Below are 16634 nucleotides of genomic sequence, written 5' to 3' on the forward strand. Positions count from 1 at the left end.
TACTTCGGCTCGCGGGACCCCGCGGGCGGCATCCGATCGCTTCCGCCGCGCTCCTGCGGCGCAGGCTCCTAGACGGGATCGAGCACACGAGGTCGGTGGGCCGGGCCCTCGTCTCGCCCAAGCGGGCGGAGGAGTTCCGCCAGGCGGTGCTGCGCGAGAGCATCCACCGCGGAGAGGGCGGGCTGGCGCTGTGGGCGGCGCTGGATCCCGCCGGCCCGCGCGCGGACGCGCTCATCGAACTCATGCTGGAGCGCAACGTGAACCTCGACGGGACCCTCGCCGTCTTCGAGCCCGCGTTCGACGAAGAGGGTCGCGACGTACAGTGGGCGGCGATGCGGAACATGGCCGCCTTCACGGTGCGCTACGCGAAGGCCGGCGGACCCGTCACGATGGGCTCACACGGCCTGGTGGCCAACGCGCCCCCGGGGCTCGCGTATCAGCGCGAGATGGAGACCCACGTGGAGGCCGGGATGACACCGGCGGAGACCTTGATCGCCGCGACCCGGATGGGCGCCGAAGCGCTGCGCCTGCCGGACAGGGGCACCCTCGCCCACGGCATGCTGGCCGACATCGTCCTCTTCGACGCCAGTCCGCTCGAGGACATCACCAACGCCCGCCGGGTGCACGCCGTGATCCTCGGCGGCCGGGTGCTCGACCGCGACCGACTGCTCGGCACCGCGGAGGGTCTGGTCCCCTGATCGAGTATCCTCTCCCGCTCATAGCGGCCCACCAGGTCTCGAACCGCTAGCTTCCCCGCGCGGGGCCTTCGATGTGAACCGTCACGATGTCCGCGTCGTGGTATTTCTGGTGTCTCACCGACGTGGCCAGGTGCTGCAGAATCCGGAGCGAAATCTCGTGCTCCTGCGGTTCCGCCGTGCCATGGCTGGCCAGAACGGCGATCTGATCCTCGATGTTCCCCGCGCCGCCGGCCGAGATGAACTCCAGTTCGGCCCCGGTCCCCCACTTGCGGGCAACGACGCGCAGACGCCGGTCTCCCGAGTTTTCTCCTTCCTTCGCCTCCTCCAGCAGGAGCAGCAGCGTTTCCTCCGCCGCCTGCAGCAGCCGATCGCTCATCTCCATGGGCCACTTGCGCCGGATCGAGAACTTGTCGAGAAAGTTCCGGATGGTGGGGAGCGCCTCCACGTTCAGCGTCGCCTCGACGCGCAGGGGCCGCGAGCCCGTCAACTCGAGCAGCGCCGTGAGGACGATCGCGGTCAGGCCGCCCGCGGTCATCCCGTTCTCGAGCAGCGGAGCCAACCCGGGGCTCAGATACTCGTTGAAGAAAGCGCCCTCCTGGAACCCGACGCCGGCCCAGAACGACACGCCGACGATCGCCGCCTTGCGATAGTCGATGCCATCCTGGATGACGACCCGCGCCCCGATGACGAACAGGATCGCGATCAGGACGAAGCCGTAGGCCGCGAGCACGGGGTCCGGGATGGCGAGCACGATCGCGGCGATCTTCGGCAGGAACGCCAGTGCGCAGAACGTCACTCCGATGCACACGCCCACGCGGCGCGCCGCGACGCCCGTGATCTCGGCCAGCGAGATGCTCGACGAATAGGTGGTGTTGGGGACGGTGCTCAGCAGCCCCGAGAGCAGGTTGCCGAGTCCGTCGGCGGCGACCGCGCCCTGAACCGCTCCGAAGTCGGTGGCTCGGCTGCGCCGCCAGGACACGCGCTGAATGGCCACGGCGTCGCCCACCGTCTCGATCGCGCCGATCAGCGTCACGAACACGAACGTCGGCAGCAGCGCCCAGAATGCGGGGCCGAAGCTGAAGCCGAAGCCCGGCCAGCCGCCCGCGGGGAGACCGATCCACCGCGCGTCGGCCACGCGCTCGAAGTCGTAGATGCCGAACGACACCGCCGCCACGCACCCGACGAAGATGCCGATCACCGGCCCCCACAGGCGCATGACGCCGCCGGCCCGGAGCACGATCAGCAGGGTCGCGACAACGGTGACCAGGGCCGTCACTGGCGCCGCGACCGACGAGGCCCCCTCCGGAACCTGGCGCAGAAGATCGAACAGGAGCGGCATGATCGTGACGGCGATCAGCATGATCACGGTCCCCGCCACGACCGGTGTGATGATGCGCCTCAGGAGCGCGAGGTGCCGCGAGAGCCCGAACTGGAAGAGGGAGGAGGCGATGACCAGCGATGCGAGGAGGCCGGGACCGCCCTGGACGAGCGCCGTCACGGAGGCCGCGATGAACGCGCCCGATGTCCCCATGAGGAGGACGTACCCCGCTCCCACGCGCCCGACGCGCGCGGCCTGCACGGCCGTGGTCACGCCGCTCACGATCAGGACCGCGAAGCTCGCCCATGACAGGTAGTCCTCCGAGCCGCCGGCCACCCGCACCACGATCGCCACCGTGATGACGATGGCCGCGATGGTGAGGATGACGTACTGGAGCGCGAGTCCGATCGCGATCCGGTACGGGGGCGTCTCGTCGGGCTCGTACTGGATCGCGCTGTTGAAGTCGCGGGGTTCTGCCGCCATCGGTCACATCCATCGTTGGGGAACGGAGATGCCGAACGCTCGCGCTCGAAGCTCAATCCGACGGCGACGACCCGCAAGACCGTGCCGGCGCCGCGGCCCGCGGCGCGAGACCTTGATCCAAGACGCTAATATGGTCCATAATGGTCCAATAATGGTCCAATTCTACCCCGCTGGTCGGATGGACCGATTATTGGATGGAAGGAGCATGCCAGTGGACACTTCCGGGTTCGCTCGCACATGGAGAGTCGCCGAGGCGAAGGCGCGCCTGTCCGAGATCCTGCGCCTCGCGGACGAACAGGGACCGCAGCGTATCGGCGTTCGAAGGTCATTTGTCGTCGTCTCCGAACGCCTCTGGCGGGAGAAGGCTCCGATCCGGCAGCCTCTCGGCCGGTGGCTGATCGATCACATGCCTCGCGGGATGGACCTGGAGATTCCGCGGGAGCGAGGGTCCGCGCGGCGGATCCCTTTCGCTTCGGATGACGTCCGGGACGACACCGAATGAGCGGCGTCCTCCTGGACACCAACGTAATCTCGGAACTCACGAAGAAGGTCCCCGCCCCGCCCGTGGTCGCGTTTCTCTCCGTGCGAGACGACCTCTGGCTGTCTGCGCTGGTACTGCACGAACTGGAGTTCGGTCTGCACCTCCTGCCTCGCGGAAACCGCCGAGACGCGCTCCGTGGCGTGTTGTCGGAGTTCATCCGGCACTACGAGGACCGTATGCTGCCCGTGGACGAGACGGTCGCCGTGTGGGCTGCCCGCTTTCGCGCCGAGGCTGGTAAGCGAGGGCGCCCGATCGACCTGGGAGATGCACTGATTGCGGGAACGGCCAAGGCTTGCGACTTGTCGCTCGCGACGAGGAACGTGGCGGATTTCAGCGGACTCGAACTCGTCCTCACGAACCCGTGGGATTTCCGCTGAGCCGCCCGGCGCCGGCTCCGGTCGAGGCCATGCATCGCTCCGCCCGGGCCGTGACCGCGCGGCGGAATCGCGACAACGCCTCCGCATCCAGCCACGGCATCGTCAGTTCCTCCGCCACTTCGCGTGCCCGCCGGACCACCGATTCCCCGATTTCGGCGACCCGCCTCCGGATCAGCGGGAGTCCCAGCGTCGCTTCTTCCGCAAAGGCGGCCCAACGGCCAGGGTCCATCTCGGCGAGTGTGGCGCACCCTCCGATGGGCATGGCGAGCGCGGGCGACAGCTCCGGGTAGGCAGCGGTCATCACGAGGTCGTAGAGCGGAGCGAGACGAGGTCCGGCCGCGCCGTACAGGAGCGAGAAGTTCTTCCCGTGCGCGTCGGCGTTGCCGACGATCAGGTTGAGAATCACAGCGTCGAGGAGCTTCAGAACCTCGACGGCGGGGCGGAGCGCGACCCGGCGCAGGAGCGCGAAGCTCTCCTCCAGGCCCGGACCCCCCTCACCCGCGTACTTGACTTCGGGCGGTACCGCGAGCGCCTGACAGAAGTCTTCCTGATGGACGCGGCGTACACGGCCATCCGGACCGGCCGACCGATCGTATCGTTCGACCAGGAGGAACGTTCGGTCCCCCGCTCGTCGAGGTTCCACGGATGCGACGGACAGACCCGCGGCTCGCGCGAGCCGCATCGCGAAGGCTTCGTTCTCCGTCGTGTGTGGAAAGTCGGAGATCGCCGGCTTCAGGATGTGGGTCGTGGGTTGCCCCGGGGCCGGAAGGGCGATCTGCCCGTCGACCGTGACGACGGGCAGTTTCGACTGGGCCCCGGCCAGCGACAGGCGCGGGCCGTCCTCCCCGGCCAGCAATGGCCGCCACGGCAGCTTGTCGAGCACGTCGATCAGTGCCGCGTCGTCAAGCGGTTGAGGCCCACCGTCCGAATCCGGCTCCGCCGGCGGTTCTCCGGGTGGCAGCAGTTGCAGCGCTCCCGCGACGTCACCGCCGAGACGATCGAGAAGGGCGAAGTCGTTCAGGGGGGAGAGGCCCAGCGACCTTGCCACGCGGTCCCGCTGGATCTCCTCGGGCAGGAGGCCGGCGAAGAAGGGGCGGCATTCGCGGCGGGGATATCGCTCCGCACGCTTGGGCAGCGATGCGGACAGCGCCGGGGTCCGGTCGTCCCGGAGCCAGTCGTCCGCGTACGTGAACTCCATGGCGGCGGGCCGGGACTGCGTCAAACGGCCGACGAGCCGCCCATCCCACCAAATGTCGAGGGCGCGGTTCATGTATCGCGAACACCGGCTGGTGTGGTTGCGTCGGCCTTGGGTGGGGGAAGGATCGCGACCGAACAGCCGAGCGCCGCCAGAACCTGAAGGACCTTTCCGATCTGCGCGGTCGGTTTTCCCGCTTCAAGATCTACGATGAAGCGCAGGCCCACCCCCGCTGCGCCCGCAAGCTCATGCTGGCGCAGCCCCGCGTCCTTGCGCGCGGCTCGAACGATTTCGCCGATGTCGGCGGGTGTGACGGTGGCTTTTCTCATCGTATATTCCCGATCGGGAATATCGGGTGCCCTAACGGCGCGTGTCAATACTATTATTCCCGTACGGGAATTGCTCGCACTCAACTACCGCAAATGAGCAGAATCGTTCCCGTTCGGGAACATGGAAACGTGTGCGAGCGCACCGCAATCAGGCTTCGCGCGCCAATCGCACACTCACGAGCCGGTTCAGGCTCACGCCTTCTTCCGCCGCACGGATGGCGAGGGCACGGTGCACCTCCGGCGGCAGGCGGACGAGAAACCTCCCGCTGTAGGCGCGGTCGGCCATCGGTTCGGGCGGCGTCTCTCCGGTGGACCGCATGTCCGAAAGCGAGTCGCGCACAACACGCCGGATACCGGCCAGCGCTCTTGCCGGGGTGGGCGCCAACCAGCTCAACGAAGGGAACTCGGCACAGAAGCCGACATGTTCACCGTCCTCGGCGGACCATGTAACGCGATAGGTGTAATGGTCGCTCATCTCATGCCCTCCAATTTATCGATTGCCTTGATGACCTGGCGGACTTGATATGGCTTGGCTTTCCCCTGGGCGTTCTGGATGTTCACGCGTGGATCGCCCGGCCACGGCGTGCGATAGACTCGATGGCTCGTTCCTTTCTGGCGCGGCTCGCCGAAGCATTCGTCGCATATCCTGGCAAGATCCGCGAACCGAACGTTCTTCGGATTGTTGCGAATCGCCTTCACGAGAGCTGGCGTGCTTGCCATATGAAATGGTATCAATATTGATACCAATCGTCAACCGTGCTGAGCCATCATTTGGGGGGTCGACTCGATGGCGACCGGGAGCTGGGTGTCGAGAGAAAGCGGGCGACCGGGGTCGAACCGGCGACCTTCAGCTTGGAAGGCTGACGCTCTGCCAACTGAGCTACGCCCGCGAGGCCGTCGAATCTGGCGATGCGGGCCGTGGGCGGGCAAGTTTCCGGGTCGTGCGGCGGGTTCTTTGCGCGCGACTCTGCGCTACGAAATCCAGGAGGATGACCGAGTGAGCGTTCGACATGTCTCGGAGTTCGGGCTGACGCCGGTCGCGGCCGGGTCGGACACCGAAACGCAGGTTCTCATCGGTCCGGATCAGGGGCCCAACTTCGCGCTGCGGCGCTTCGTCATGCAGCCGGGCGGCGGGATGCCGCGGCACACGAACACCGTGGAACACGAGCAATACGTGCTCCGCGGACGGGCCCGGGTGTCGATCGGGGACGAGAGGCACGACGTGAAGGCCGGAGACGTCGTCTACATTCCGGCGGGGACGCCACACTCCTACGATGCCGTGGGCGATGAACCGTTCGAGTTCCTGTGCGCGGTCCCGAACGCGCCCGACAAGATCGAACTCGCCGACTGCTGAGAGCGGACCCGGCGCGTCCGGGCGCCCGGCAGCCCTCCACCGGGGTCGACCCTAAGCGGTGAGGACGATCCTCCCGACGACGCCTCCCCCCTCCAGATCGCGCAGGCTCGCCTCCGCTTCCGCCATCGGTCGCGTCGCGTAGGGGATCGGGTCGACGGGCCCGGAGCGGACGAGTGCCATCAACTCCCCCATCTCGGCGAGACTTCCGAGATCGGACCCCTGGACGGCGAGATCCTTCAACACGAGCAGCGGTAGCGGCACCGGGAGCGAGCCGCCCAGCAGACCCACGACGACGAGTCCGCCGCTCTTGGCGACGGTCCGGAAGCCGAGGGCGGCGGACGCCGAGGAGCCGGCGAAGTCGACCACCGCGGTGCAGCCGCCCTTCGTGAGCCGCTTAAGTTGCCGGGCCGCGTCGTCGTCGCGGGCATCCACGACGTGCGCGACCCCCGCCCGCCGAGCTGCATCGAGCTTCGCGTCATCGACCTCGACGACGATGAGTTCGGCGTCGAAGAGCGCCCTCGCGATCTGGATGCCGGCGAAACCGACGCCGCCGGCCCCGATGATGACGAGTTGGTCTTCCAGCCACCGTTCCGCCTTGCGGAGGGCGCTGTAGGCGGTGAGCCCCGAGCACGCGTACGTGCACGCCAACTCCGGCGCGACATTCCCGAAATCGAACAGGTAGCGCGGGTGCGGGACGATGACGTGGTCCGCGAAGCCCCCGTCGACGTGCGTGCCGAGCGCCCGCGGGCGATGGCAGAGGTGCTCCCGGCCGCTGTCGCAGAAGTCGCAGGCGCCGCAACCGATCCACGGGAAGACGACGCGGGCATCGCCTACGTCCACGCCCTCCGCATCCGGCCCCGCCGCGGCGACCTCGCCGACAATCTCGTGCCCCAGCGTGAAGGGCAGTTCGCGCACCGCGCGGACGTCGAGCTTCCGCCCGCCGCCCATCTCGAAGTAGCCCTGCCACAGGTGCAGGTCGCTGTGGCAGACGCCGCACGCGCGGATGCGGACGAGCACCTCCGCGCCCGCCGGTTCGGGCGTCGGCCGCTCGACCGGTCCGAGCGGCTCGCCGTACTCGCGGAACTGGTAGCTCTTCATCATCACCTCCCGCGTCGTGTCGCCAGGACTTTCGCGAACGCGTCCACGACATCCTGCATCTGAGCGGCCCCCGCGAGGAGGACCTCCTGCTTGATCCAGATCGTTGTGCGGCAGAGCCGGTCGCACACCGGAAACCCCCGCTCGAGCGGTGTCGTGTAACCCGGATGCGCCGGGATCCCTTCGGCCCGGAGCGCCTCGATGATCCAGCGCTTGTCGCGGCGTTTGTCGCCGTCACCGCCGTGGTCCGCCGCAAGAACAGACTCATCGAGCCGGACCATGAAGATGTGGCAGCCGTGGGTCGTGATGCGCTCGTCCCGGTCCGGCGTCTTCACGCCCTCGAGTTGCGCCAGGCCCGCCGCGAGCGCGTCCATCGCCTGCCGGCGGATGGCCTGTTCGGCGGGAAGGCGTTCCAAGGCGGCGAGAAGGAGGGCCGCCTGAAGCTCGGCCATGCGGAGGTTCAGTCCAACGTCCGCGTGGGCGTGCCGGCTTCCCCCCGGATCGCGGCCGCAGTCGTGCCACGACCACGCGCGTCTGTAGGTGGATTCGTCGTCGGTGAGGACCATTCCCCCCTCGCCGGCCGACAGGTTCTTGCTCGACTGAAAGCTGAACGCGCCCGCATCGCCCAGCGTCCCCGCACCCCGGCCGCGCCAGCTCGCGAGCCACGCCTGCGCGGCGTCCTCCACGACCCGGAGGCCGCAGCGGGCGGCGATCTCGTTCACGCGATCCATGTCGGCCGGGCGACCGCCGATATGAACGGGCAGGATCGCCGTCGTGCGCTCCGTGATCGCGTCGTCGATCAGCGTCGGATCCAGGTTGTGCGTCCCCGGCTCCACGTCGACGAACACGGGAACGGCGCCCAGCGAACGGGCCACGTGGGCCGTCGCCGCGAAGCTGTACGGGCTCGTGACGATCTCGTCGCCGGGCTGCACCCCGGCAGCGACGAGCGCGGTCTGAAGCGCCATCGTGCCGTTGCAGCAGGCGATGGCGTACCGGGCGCCGTGCAGCGCGGCGAAGCGGGCCTCCAGCTCCGGGACAGCCTCGCCGCCCAGTCCCCATCGACCCGATTCGAGCACTTCGGCGAGGGCGCGCCGCTCCGCCGCCCCGGAGCGCGGCCACGCGGGCCAGGGCGCGGTGCGGACCGGAATGCCGCCGTTGATCGCCAGCCGGCCGGTCATGCGCTTCCCGGCACGATTCGTGGCACAGCTCGCCGCGCGGTCCGTGCTGCGCCGGCTACGAAACGGCGCGCGGCCGGCCCCGTGCGATGACGGCCGGAACGCCCGAATCCCGCGCCAGTTGGTTGAACGCCTCGAGCATCTCACTGAGCACCCGCGAGAGCGCGGCCTCTTCCACCACCCACTCGGTCTCCAGATCGCCCCAGCGCTCCAGCACTCCGGCGCGAGGGGGGAGGTCCGAGCCGTCGACCTCACCCATGAGTGCGGTCAACTGCATGTTCAGCAGCCCCTCGTAGGCGACCATGTCCTGCTGCGCGGCCCGGCGCTTCTGGAAGAGGCGGTCCTCCAGCACCGTGATCGAATCCGTGAGCGCCGTCCCTGCCGCCTCGAGCGCCTCCGCCCCGGAAAGGCCGGCCTCCGAGGCCTGCCCGACGACCGCGTCCACCTGCGCGCGCACGTCCCGGATGTCGTTCAGCCCGACGTGGAGGTCCACGATCGCCCCGAACACCGACTCCAGGAAACGCTCGTTCGCCGCAAAATCCGTCTCGGTGGACGGTATCCGCGGATCACCGCGCACCTCGAACGACCGCGTTTGCGCCGGCGCGTCGCCCACCGTCAGGCGCGCGCCGTATGTGCCCGGCGTCACCCGATACCCCGGCGCCTCCCCGAAGAAACTGTAGGACTCCGCGATCCGCGGCCCACCTTCCACGCGCAGGTCCCAGAACACCCGATTGTGCCCCGGCGCCGCGGGGGCGGGGGAGCGACGGACGCCCTCGGCCGTCATCGCCGTATCCGTCGTGAACGTGCGAATCACCGCGCCCTCCGCGTCGAGGATCTCGAGTACCAGCGACCTGCCCTCCGCCGCGTCGGCCGGGTCCGACGCCTCCCCGGATTCCGTCTCCTGCGGCGGGGCGCCCACGACGTAGTCGATCGCCACGCCCGGCGTCTTGTTCTGCCCCGACGTCGTCGGACCGACCGGACCTCCGAGTCCCTGGCTCACGCGGTACCCGGTGGAGGGCGTGTAGAGATGGTCTCCGGCGGCGGTCTCGGCGGCGGCCCGCTGCCGCAGCGGGGCGAGATCGTCGAGCACCCAGAAGCCGCGTCCCTGTGTCGCCACGGCCAGATCCCCCGCCTGCACCTGGAGGTCGGTGATCTGGGTGAGAGGCAGGTTCAGATCCAGGCTTCGCCACGAGGTGCCGTCATCGAAGCTCACGTACATCCCGAGTTCCGTTCCGGCGTAGAGCAGCCCTCTGCGCTCGGGGTCTTCGCGCACGACGCGAGCCCACGCCTCGGGCCTGTCCGCTCCGATCCCGGCGTCGATCCGTTCCCAGCTCTCCCCGTAGTCCACCGTCTTGTAGATGTACGGCGCGAAGTCGTTGAACTTGTAGCGGCTGAGCGTGATGTAGGCGCCGCCCGGCTCGTGCGGCGACGGATCGAGCGAGTTCACCATCCCTTCGGGCATCCCGTCCGGCGTGACGTCGGTCCACGTCTCCCCGTCGTCACGGGTGATGTGGACGAGGCCATCGTCCGCTCCCACCCATATCGTCCCGGCCTCAAGCGACGACTCGGCCATCGCGACGATGGTGTTGTAGACCTCGCCCCCCGCAGCCTCGTTCGTGAACGGTCCGCCCGCCGCGACGTGCTTCTCGGGCTCGTTCCGCGTGAGGTCGGGCGAGATCTCCTCCCACGTCACCCCCCGGTCGCTCGACCGCAGCAGATGCTGCGCTCCGTGGTAGATCACGGTCGGATCGTGCGGCGATACCACAACGGGTCCGTTCCAGTTCCACCGGTAGCGCATGTCCTCGGCGTCCATTCCGAGCTGGAACTGCGGGTAGGCCTGCACGCTGCGCGCGGAGCCGAGTTCCGTGTCCAGCTCCGTGATGATCCCCTGGATCGAGGTCGCGTACAGGTAACGCGGGTTGTCGGGATCGAACGCGACCCAGGCCGACTCCCCGCCCCCCGCGTCGAACCAGTCCTTCCAGCCCAGCCCGCCGGAGTGCGTCGCCCACCCCAGCATGCCCACGCTCGTGTTGTCCTGCTGCCCGCCGTACATGCGGTACGGGAACTGGTTGTCGACCGCGAGTCGATAGATCTGCGCCGTGGGCTGGTTCTCCTGCGTGGACCAGGTCTCTCCCCCGTTGAAGGTGACCGTCCCTCCCCCGTCGTTGGCGGAGAGCATGACGTCGCCGTCGAACGGGTTGATCCACAGGTCGTGGTGATCGACGTGCGGCGTCTGGATCGTCTCCCACGTGCGACCGCCGTCGATCGACTTGAGGAAGGGCGAGTTCATTACGTAGACGGTCTCGCGGTCCCGGGGGTCGGCGTAGATCTCAATGTAGTACCAGGCCCTGCCGCGCAGCTGGCGTTCGGAACTCACCAGGGTCCACGTCTTCCCCCCATCGTCCGAGCGGTAGACGCCGTCCACGTCCTCATCCGCCTCGATCAGCGCCCACACGCGGTCCGGGTCCGCGGGGGACACGTCGATCGCGGTCTTCCCCATCATCTCGGGGAGGCCCGCGTTGATCTCCTCCCACGTGTCTCCGCCGTCCGTCGACTTCCAGAAGCCGGAGCCGGGGCCGCCGCTCCGGATGTACCACGGATCCCGGTCGTGGTCCCACATGGAGGCGTACAGGATGCGCGGGTTCGTGCGGTCCATCGCGAGGTCCGAGGCGCCCGTGTTCTCGTCCACGTGCAGGACGAGTTCCCAGTTCTCTCCCCCGTCCGCCGAGCGGTAGATGCCGCGCTCCGGCGTCGGCGCGAAGGGCGACCCCTGGGCGGCGACGTACACGAGATCCGGATCGTCGGGATGCACCCGGATGCGGGAGATCGTGCGCGTGGGGACGAGGCCCATGTGCTTCCAGGTGCGGCCCGCATCCGTCGAGCGGTAGACGCCGTCGCCGTGCGAGGTCGTGACGCCGCGGATCGAGTGTTCGCCCATCCCGACGTACACGACGTTCGGGTCCGACTCGGAGACGGCCACGGCGCCGACGGAGGAGGTGGCCACGAAACCGTCGGTGATGGGACGCCAGCTGATCCCTGCATCGGAGGTCTTCCACACACCGCCGCCCGCCGTGCCCATGTAGTAGGTGAGCCTGTCGTCGGGGACCCCCGCCGCGGCGACCGCCCGGCCACCGCGAAACGGACCCGCGTTGCGCCACCGCATCGACTGGTAGAGCGCAGTCTCGTCGGCGTTGTCCGCCTGACCGTCGTTCGCCTGCGCGAGCAATCCCGCCCCGTGCGCCTCTGCCGCAGGTGCGGCGAGGGCTACCGCCAGAAGGATGTGTCGCGCGTTTCGCCGGAAGGGTGGGATGGGTGTTCTCGCTTCGATCAACCGCATGGGAGCGAACCTCCGCGCTGGGATGTCGGCCTCGAAGCCGACGCGTCTCATATTCCGTACTGACTCCCCGCCACACGCGGGGCCGCGAAGAATAAGCCGCCCCGCGGCGGCGCCGATAGAAGCCCCAGCCCCCGAGGTTGCATGCGCGCACTCGTCAGGCGTTTCGCCGGTCGTTTCGCCCTCACCATGTCGCTGGTTGTGCTCGAGGCCGGTGGCTGGATCCTCTTCCCTCTCGTCATCGGGCGGGCTATCGACAGTGTCCTCGCGGACTCGGTCCGGGGTCTCTACGAACTCGCCGCGCTCGGGACCGGGACCATGCTCATCGCGATCGTGCGCCGTCTCGTCGACAGCCGGGCCTACGCGAAGATCTACGTGGGCCTCGCCGACGAGATGGTCGCCTCCGGTGAGGAGAGCGGAACGTCGACCCGGACGGCCCGCCTGGGCATGCTCCGGGAGATCGTCGAGTTCTTCGAGAACTCCCTTCCCTCGCTCGTCAACAGCGTCCTCGGGCTCGCGGGCACCGTGCTCATCCTGTGGGTGCTCAACGTCCCCGTCTTCCTGGGGTGTGTCGTGGTCGCCATCGCCACGGTGACCCTGTACGCCCTCACCGGACGTCTGACGACGCGCTACAACGAGGGGTTCAACGACGAGTACGAGCGGCAGGTCGACGCCGTCCAGGGTGGCGATCCCAGCGACCTGCGCAATCACCTCCGCGCCATGATGCGATGGAACATCCGGCTCTCCGACCTCGAGGCCGCGAATTTCGGGATCAACTGGGTGTTCATGACCGGCCTGCTGGTCTTCGCGGTGGGTGCCGCGGCCCAACAGACCCTCGAGTACGGCGCGGTGTTCGCCGTCGTCATGTACGTCTTCCAGTTCGTGGAATCGATGATGGGGATCCCGCTCTACTATCAGCAGTGGCTGCGCCTGCGCGAGATATCGGGTCGGCTCGCCACCGCCGTCGCCTGGCGCCCCGCACCCGAGGGAGCAACCTGAGGTGCCCGGGGGTTCCCCGGGAGTCCCTGTGAAGCGTTAAGCCGATTGAAAATTGAATTTTGGATCGGCCTAAGCCGATGCAGGGGGCGTGGGACTCCTCCCACGAGAGCTGCTAGCGCCGGCGGATCGCCTGACCGGGGGAGGCGTCGTCGACGAATTCGGCGTCGCGGACCACGAAGGTGCCCGCGACGATCACGTGGTCGATCCCGGACGACGGCTGCGTGGGCGCCTCGAAGGTCGCGTTGTCGATGACCGCGGCGGGGTCGAACACGGTGATGTCGGCGTCCGCCCCTACCCGGATGCGGCCCTTGGCCGCCATCTGCGGGACGTAGGCCTCGAGGCGCCGCGCCGGCATCAGCGTCATCTTGCGGAGCGCATCCATGAGCGTGAGGAGACCCTCCTCGCGCACGTAGCGTCCCAGCACGCGGGCGAAGGTGCCGGCCCCGCGCGGGTGTCCGTTGCCGTCCACGAACGGGACGCCGTCGCTCGCCACCATCACGATGGGATGGGCCAGCGCGAACTCGAACATCTCCTGCGGGATGATGTGGGCGATGATGCGGCCGCCCGTCTCCCGGCGCTCGTTGAAGGTCTCTTCCGTCAGTCGCTCTCCGGTCGCGTCCCATTCGATGTCGCCGTAGTCGGACCCGAACCGCTCGCGCCAACCGGGATCGAAGATCGCGGCCCGGATGTCGGTCGAGGCCGCCGTGTAGGGATAGACCTCGGTCGTCACGTCGAGGCCGCGCGCCCGCGCCCCCTCGATCATGCTCAGGAGTGTCGGCACCTGCCCCAGTCCGCTCGATCCGATATGCACGATGTGGACCCCGGCCCCGGTCGACGCCGCGTTCGCGATCATCTCGTGCACGGCCTCGATCGAGCTGCCGGGCTCGACGAGTCCGGCGTAGCGGATGTGGACGAAGTTCGTCACGCCCTCCACTGCCGCGAGCTGGAACATCCGGTGGATCTCCTCGCGCCGGGCCCCGGGCGTGTACTGGATGCCGTAGCCGATCCCGAGCGCCCCCCGCGCCAGTTCGTCCCGCAGCCGGTTCTCCATCACCGCGACCTGCTCGAGATCGGCCGCGAGCCGGACGGCTTCCTCCCGGCCTCCCAGCGCGAGTCGGCGCGCCGCCCCGTGCGAGGCCGTGGCCCCGTAGTGGACGACGGCCTGCCCTTCCCGGCTCGCGTACCACTCCTCCACATCGCCCGTGCCGCCCTCCAGTTCGAGCGCGGTCGTGACCCCGTCCCGCGCCTGCAACCGGCTGGAGAAGAGGTCCTGACCGTGCGCGTGCAAATCGATAAAGCCGGGAGCGACGACGAGACCGGACACGTCCACGACGAGCTCGCCCTCCAGCGGTGATCCGGAGATGATCTCGATGGTCCCGCCACGGATCCCGACGTGGCGCACCGCGTCGAGACCGGACTCGGGGTCCATCACCCGACCGTCCGCGAGGACGAGGTCGTAGCTCTGCGCGGCCGCCCCGGAGACGGTCGAAGCGAGGGCCGCGGCGACGGCGAGCAGCGTTCCAGCTCTTATGGCGAGTCTCATGGCGAGCATCCGTTTCATCAAAGCAACGCGGGGAGCAGGCGGGCCACCGACAGCCCCAGGAAGGTGCCGACGGCGTTTCCGAGCGACCCGATCAGGACGGCCGGCAGCACCAGGTCGCCCCGCCCGAGGCTGCGCGCGAGCGCGAGCGCCGAGGTTCCGCCGCCGACGTTGGCCTGCGACGCCACGGCCGCGATGTCCACGTCCAGCCTTAGGAGTCGGGCCGCACCGAAGGTGATCGCCCCGTGCACGACGACGATCGTGAAGGTGAAGACGAGGAGCGCGAGACCGAGCGGGCCGATGTCGGCCAGCGCTCGCACGTCGCAGTGCGCCCCGATCACGCACAGGAAGAGGTAGACGGAGAACAGGCCCAGCGTCCGGCTTCCGGCGAGGTTCGTGATGGCCCGGAACTGGGCGAGGATGAGGGCGATCACGGTGAGGATCAGGATATCCGGGATCGGGAACCCCATCGCGGTGGTCCACGCCTCCAGCCGCTGTGAAGCCCACAGCGTCCCGAAACCGATCGCGAGGACAAGCGCCAGATCGACCGGATGCACGCGCTCGGTGTCCTCGGCGATGCCGAGGTCCGGAGCCCGGTCGCCGGAACCCGGCGCCGCATCGGCCAACCCGCCCCAGTTCCAGCCGGACTTCGGCCAGAGCGGCCGCAGCCAGCGGGGAATCGCGATCGTCGCGGCCATCCATACGGTCGTCATGATCGAGTCCACCGCCGACGCCCCGCCGAACAGCACGCCCTCGCGCATCACGTCGTACTCGAGCGCGACCGCGTTGAAGTTCACGCTGCCGCCCGTGTACGTGCCCGTGAACATCCCGCCCAGCGGCCCGAACAGGGGGCCGATGCGCGCCGGCCCGTCCACCAGGGCCATGCCCGCGATCACGCCGGCGACGGTTCCCAGCGATCCGATGAGAAAGAGCGTGATGATCGGTAGTCCGGCGCGGAGAATGTCGCGCAGGTTGACCTTCAGGAGGAGCCACACGATCGCGAGCGGGGCGACCGTGCGGAAGATCGCATCGTAGGCCGGAACCGGGTCGGCTTCGGTCGAGGAGGTCGGGAGGAGGCCGAAGTTCGCAATGAGCGCCGTGAAGATGATGACCATCAGCGCGGTGCCGCCGTGCCGCAGGAAGCTCCGCCGCACGAGCCATTCCGTGCCCGCGATGACGAGGCACAGGACGGCGACGATGTAGAGCGTCTGCTCAGTCACCGGCGTAGAGCGACTCCGCCTTCACGGCGGAGGTCGTGATCCCCTTGATGAAGGCGGAAGAAAAGCCCCGGTGCTCCATCTCGTTGAGGCCGGCGATCGTGCAGCCGCGCGGCGTCGTCACGCTGTCGATCTCGCGCTCGGGGTGACGGCCCTGATCCCGCACCAGCGCCGCGGCTCCGAGCGCGGTCTGCGCCGCCATCTGTAGCGCCTCCTCGGGGTGGAAGCCGATCTCGATGCCGCCCTGGCAGGCGGCGCGCACCGCCCTCAGGAAGAACGCCACGCCGCAGGCGCAGAGCGCGGTGGCGGGGACCATGTGCTCCTCCTCCACGACGAGGGTGGCCCCGACGGCGCGGAACAGCTCCGCCACCCGGTCGAGCGCGCCGGCGTGGGCCGGTTCCGCCGCGAGGCACGTCATCGACTCGCGGAGCGCCACGGCCGTGTTGGGCATGGCGCGCACCACGGCGACGTCGGGTCCCAAATGGCGGCGGATCGCCGCGATCGACGCCCCCGAGACCACGGACACGAGAAGATGCCGATCCGCGTCCACCCGCGGGGCGATTTCCGTGAGTACGGCGTCCAGGGCCTGCGGTTGGACCGCGACGATCACGGTATCGCACGCGGCGACCGCGGCCGGATTGTCGGAAGACACCCGGAATCCCCGCTCGGCGAGATCCGCGACCCGCTCCGTGCGCCGGCGTGTGACATGGATTTCCGAAGGGGCGTGCGACCCGGCGGCCACGAGCCCTTCGGCGATGGCGCGCCCGATATTCCCCGCGCCCAGGATCGCGGTCGGTTTCGAGTGGCGCATGTCCAAACCTCTTCGCGTGTTACGGAAGTGTGATCCGTCCGGTGACGGCGGCGGCCGAGCCTGGCGCGAGGCGCATTGTCGCCCGAGGGCCGCACAACCCGCAAGGCGTTGTCGCCCGAGCGGCGCATCGATGTCGCCGGACGGGGGCGACGCCGCGACATTGGCGGT

The 16634-nt window shown here is 68.9% G+C and carries 16 protein-coding genes and 1 tRNA gene; 5 read left to right on the forward strand and 12 right to left on the reverse strand.

The window, feature by feature from the left end; genetic code table 11:
• Positions 1-95 precede the first annotated feature (95 nt).
• On the forward strand, positions 96-698 hold the full coding sequence (locus ACOGXI_RS09645; protein ID WP_419938644.1) for an amidohydrolase family protein: 603 nt from the start codon (positions 96-98) through the stop codon (positions 696-698).
• 46 nt (positions 699-744) lie between these two features.
• On the opposite strand, the gene ACOGXI_RS09650 is transcribed toward ACOGXI_RS09645, so the two are convergent.
• Positions 745-2499: a uracil-xanthine permease family protein gene (locus ACOGXI_RS09650; protein ID WP_419938645.1), complete on the reverse strand. Its 1755-nt coding sequence runs from the start codon at positions 2497-2499 to the stop codon at positions 745-747.
• 205 nt (positions 2500-2704) lie between these two features.
• Between ACOGXI_RS09650 and ACOGXI_RS09655 the strand changes: the two genes are divergently transcribed.
• Entirely contained in the window at positions 2705-3001 is a 297-nt protein-coding gene (locus tag ACOGXI_RS09655) for a prevent-host-death protein (protein WP_419938646.1), read from the forward strand.
• Positions 2998-3417: a type II toxin-antitoxin system VapC family toxin gene (locus ACOGXI_RS09660; protein WP_419938647.1), complete on the forward strand. Its 420-nt coding sequence runs from the start codon at positions 2998-3000 to the stop codon at positions 3415-3417. The genes ACOGXI_RS09655 and ACOGXI_RS09660 overlap by 4 nt, the downstream gene beginning before the upstream one ends.
• On the opposite strand, the gene ACOGXI_RS09665 is transcribed toward ACOGXI_RS09660, so the two are convergent.
• The 5 genes from ACOGXI_RS09665 to ACOGXI_RS09685 form a co-directional block, all read right to left on the reverse strand.
• Positions 3392-4687 (reverse strand): type II toxin-antitoxin system HipA family toxin, encoded by a 1296-nt coding sequence (locus tag ACOGXI_RS09665; RefSeq protein ID WP_419938648.1) that lies wholly within the window; start codon positions 4685-4687, stop codon positions 3392-3394. The two genes, ACOGXI_RS09660 and ACOGXI_RS09665, sit on opposite strands and share 26 nt — an antisense overlap.
• Positions 4684-4941 carry a helix-turn-helix transcriptional regulator gene (locus tag ACOGXI_RS09670; protein ID WP_419938649.1) on the reverse strand — a complete coding sequence of 86 codons (258 nt, stop codon included), beginning with the start codon at positions 4939-4941 and terminating at the stop codon, positions 4684-4686. The genes ACOGXI_RS09665 and ACOGXI_RS09670 overlap by 4 nt, the downstream gene beginning before the upstream one ends.
• A 148-nt stretch (positions 4942-5089) precedes the next feature.
• The gene (locus ACOGXI_RS09675) at positions 5090-5416 is read right to left on the reverse strand and encodes a type II toxin-antitoxin system HicB family antitoxin (protein WP_419938650.1); all 327 of its coding nucleotides are present in this window, start codon (positions 5414-5416) and stop codon (positions 5090-5092) included.
• On the reverse strand, positions 5413-5661 hold the full coding sequence (locus ACOGXI_RS09680; RefSeq protein WP_419938651.1) for a toxin HicA: 249 nt from the start codon (positions 5659-5661) through the stop codon (positions 5413-5415). The genes ACOGXI_RS09675 and ACOGXI_RS09680 overlap by 4 nt, the downstream gene beginning before the upstream one ends.
• Positions 5662-5758: 97 nt before the next feature.
• Positions 5759-5831 (reverse strand) — tRNA-Gly (locus ACOGXI_RS09685).
• A gap of 107 nt (positions 5832-5938) precedes the next feature.
• Here ACOGXI_RS09685 and ACOGXI_RS09690 point away from each other — a divergent pair.
• The gene (locus ACOGXI_RS09690; protein ID WP_419938652.1) at positions 5939-6295 is read left to right on the forward strand and encodes a cupin domain-containing protein; all 357 of its coding nucleotides are present in this window, start codon (positions 5939-5941) and stop codon (positions 6293-6295) included.
• Positions 6296-6346: 51 nt separating this feature from the next.
• Here the strand turns inward: ACOGXI_RS09690 and ACOGXI_RS09695 are convergent, their stop codons facing one another.
• The 3 genes from ACOGXI_RS09695 to ACOGXI_RS09705 are packed head-to-tail and all read right to left on the reverse strand — an operon-like array spanning position 6347 to position 11953.
• Positions 6347-7396: an alcohol dehydrogenase gene (locus tag ACOGXI_RS09695; RefSeq protein ID WP_419938653.1), complete on the reverse strand. Its 1050-nt coding sequence runs from the start codon at positions 7394-7396 to the stop codon at positions 6347-6349.
• A complete protein-coding gene (locus ACOGXI_RS09700) occupies positions 7396-8568 on the reverse strand; it encodes a DegT/DnrJ/EryC1/StrS family aminotransferase (protein ID WP_419938654.1) in 1173 nt (390 codons plus the stop codon). Before ACOGXI_RS09700 ends, ACOGXI_RS09695 begins: the two co-directional genes overlap by 1 nt.
• A gap of 55 nt (positions 8569-8623) precedes the next feature.
• A complete protein-coding gene (locus ACOGXI_RS09705; protein ID WP_419938655.1) occupies positions 8624-11953 on the reverse strand; it encodes a WD40/YVTN/BNR-like repeat-containing protein in 3330 nt (1109 codons plus the stop codon).
• Between the two features lie 90 nt (positions 11954-12043).
• Between ACOGXI_RS09705 and ACOGXI_RS09710 the strand changes: the two genes are divergently transcribed.
• Positions 12044-12898, forward strand: a complete 855-nt coding sequence (locus ACOGXI_RS09710; protein ID WP_419938656.1) for an ABC transporter six-transmembrane domain-containing protein — start codon at positions 12044-12046, stop codon at positions 12896-12898.
• Between the two features lie 112 nt (positions 12899-13010).
• Here the strand turns inward: ACOGXI_RS09710 and ACOGXI_RS09715 are convergent, their stop codons facing one another.
• Genes ACOGXI_RS09715 through proC form a run of 3 tightly spaced genes read right to left on the reverse strand, consistent with a single transcriptional unit; the run spans position 13011 to position 16466 of the window.
• Complete coding sequence (locus ACOGXI_RS09715) at positions 13011-14441, reverse strand: amidohydrolase family protein (RefSeq protein ID WP_419938657.1); 1431 nt, start codon at positions 14439-14441, stop codon at positions 13011-13013.
• A 17-nt stretch (positions 14442-14458) separates the two neighbouring features.
• A complete protein-coding gene (locus ACOGXI_RS09720) occupies positions 14459-15658 on the reverse strand; it encodes a DUF819 domain-containing protein (protein ID WP_419938658.1) in 1200 nt (399 codons plus the stop codon).
• Positions 15651-16466: a pyrroline-5-carboxylate reductase gene (gene proC / locus ACOGXI_RS09725; RefSeq protein WP_419938659.1), complete on the reverse strand. Its 816-nt coding sequence runs from the start codon at positions 16464-16466 to the stop codon at positions 15651-15653. The genes ACOGXI_RS09720 and proC overlap by 8 nt, the downstream gene beginning before the upstream one ends.
• Positions 16467-16634: the final 168 nt, after the last annotated feature.

Origin of the sequence: Candidatus Palauibacter sp. (assembly GCF_965208055.1) — a bacterium.
Lineage (GTDB): Bacteria > Gemmatimonadota > Gemmatimonadetes > Palauibacterales > Palauibacteraceae > Palauibacter.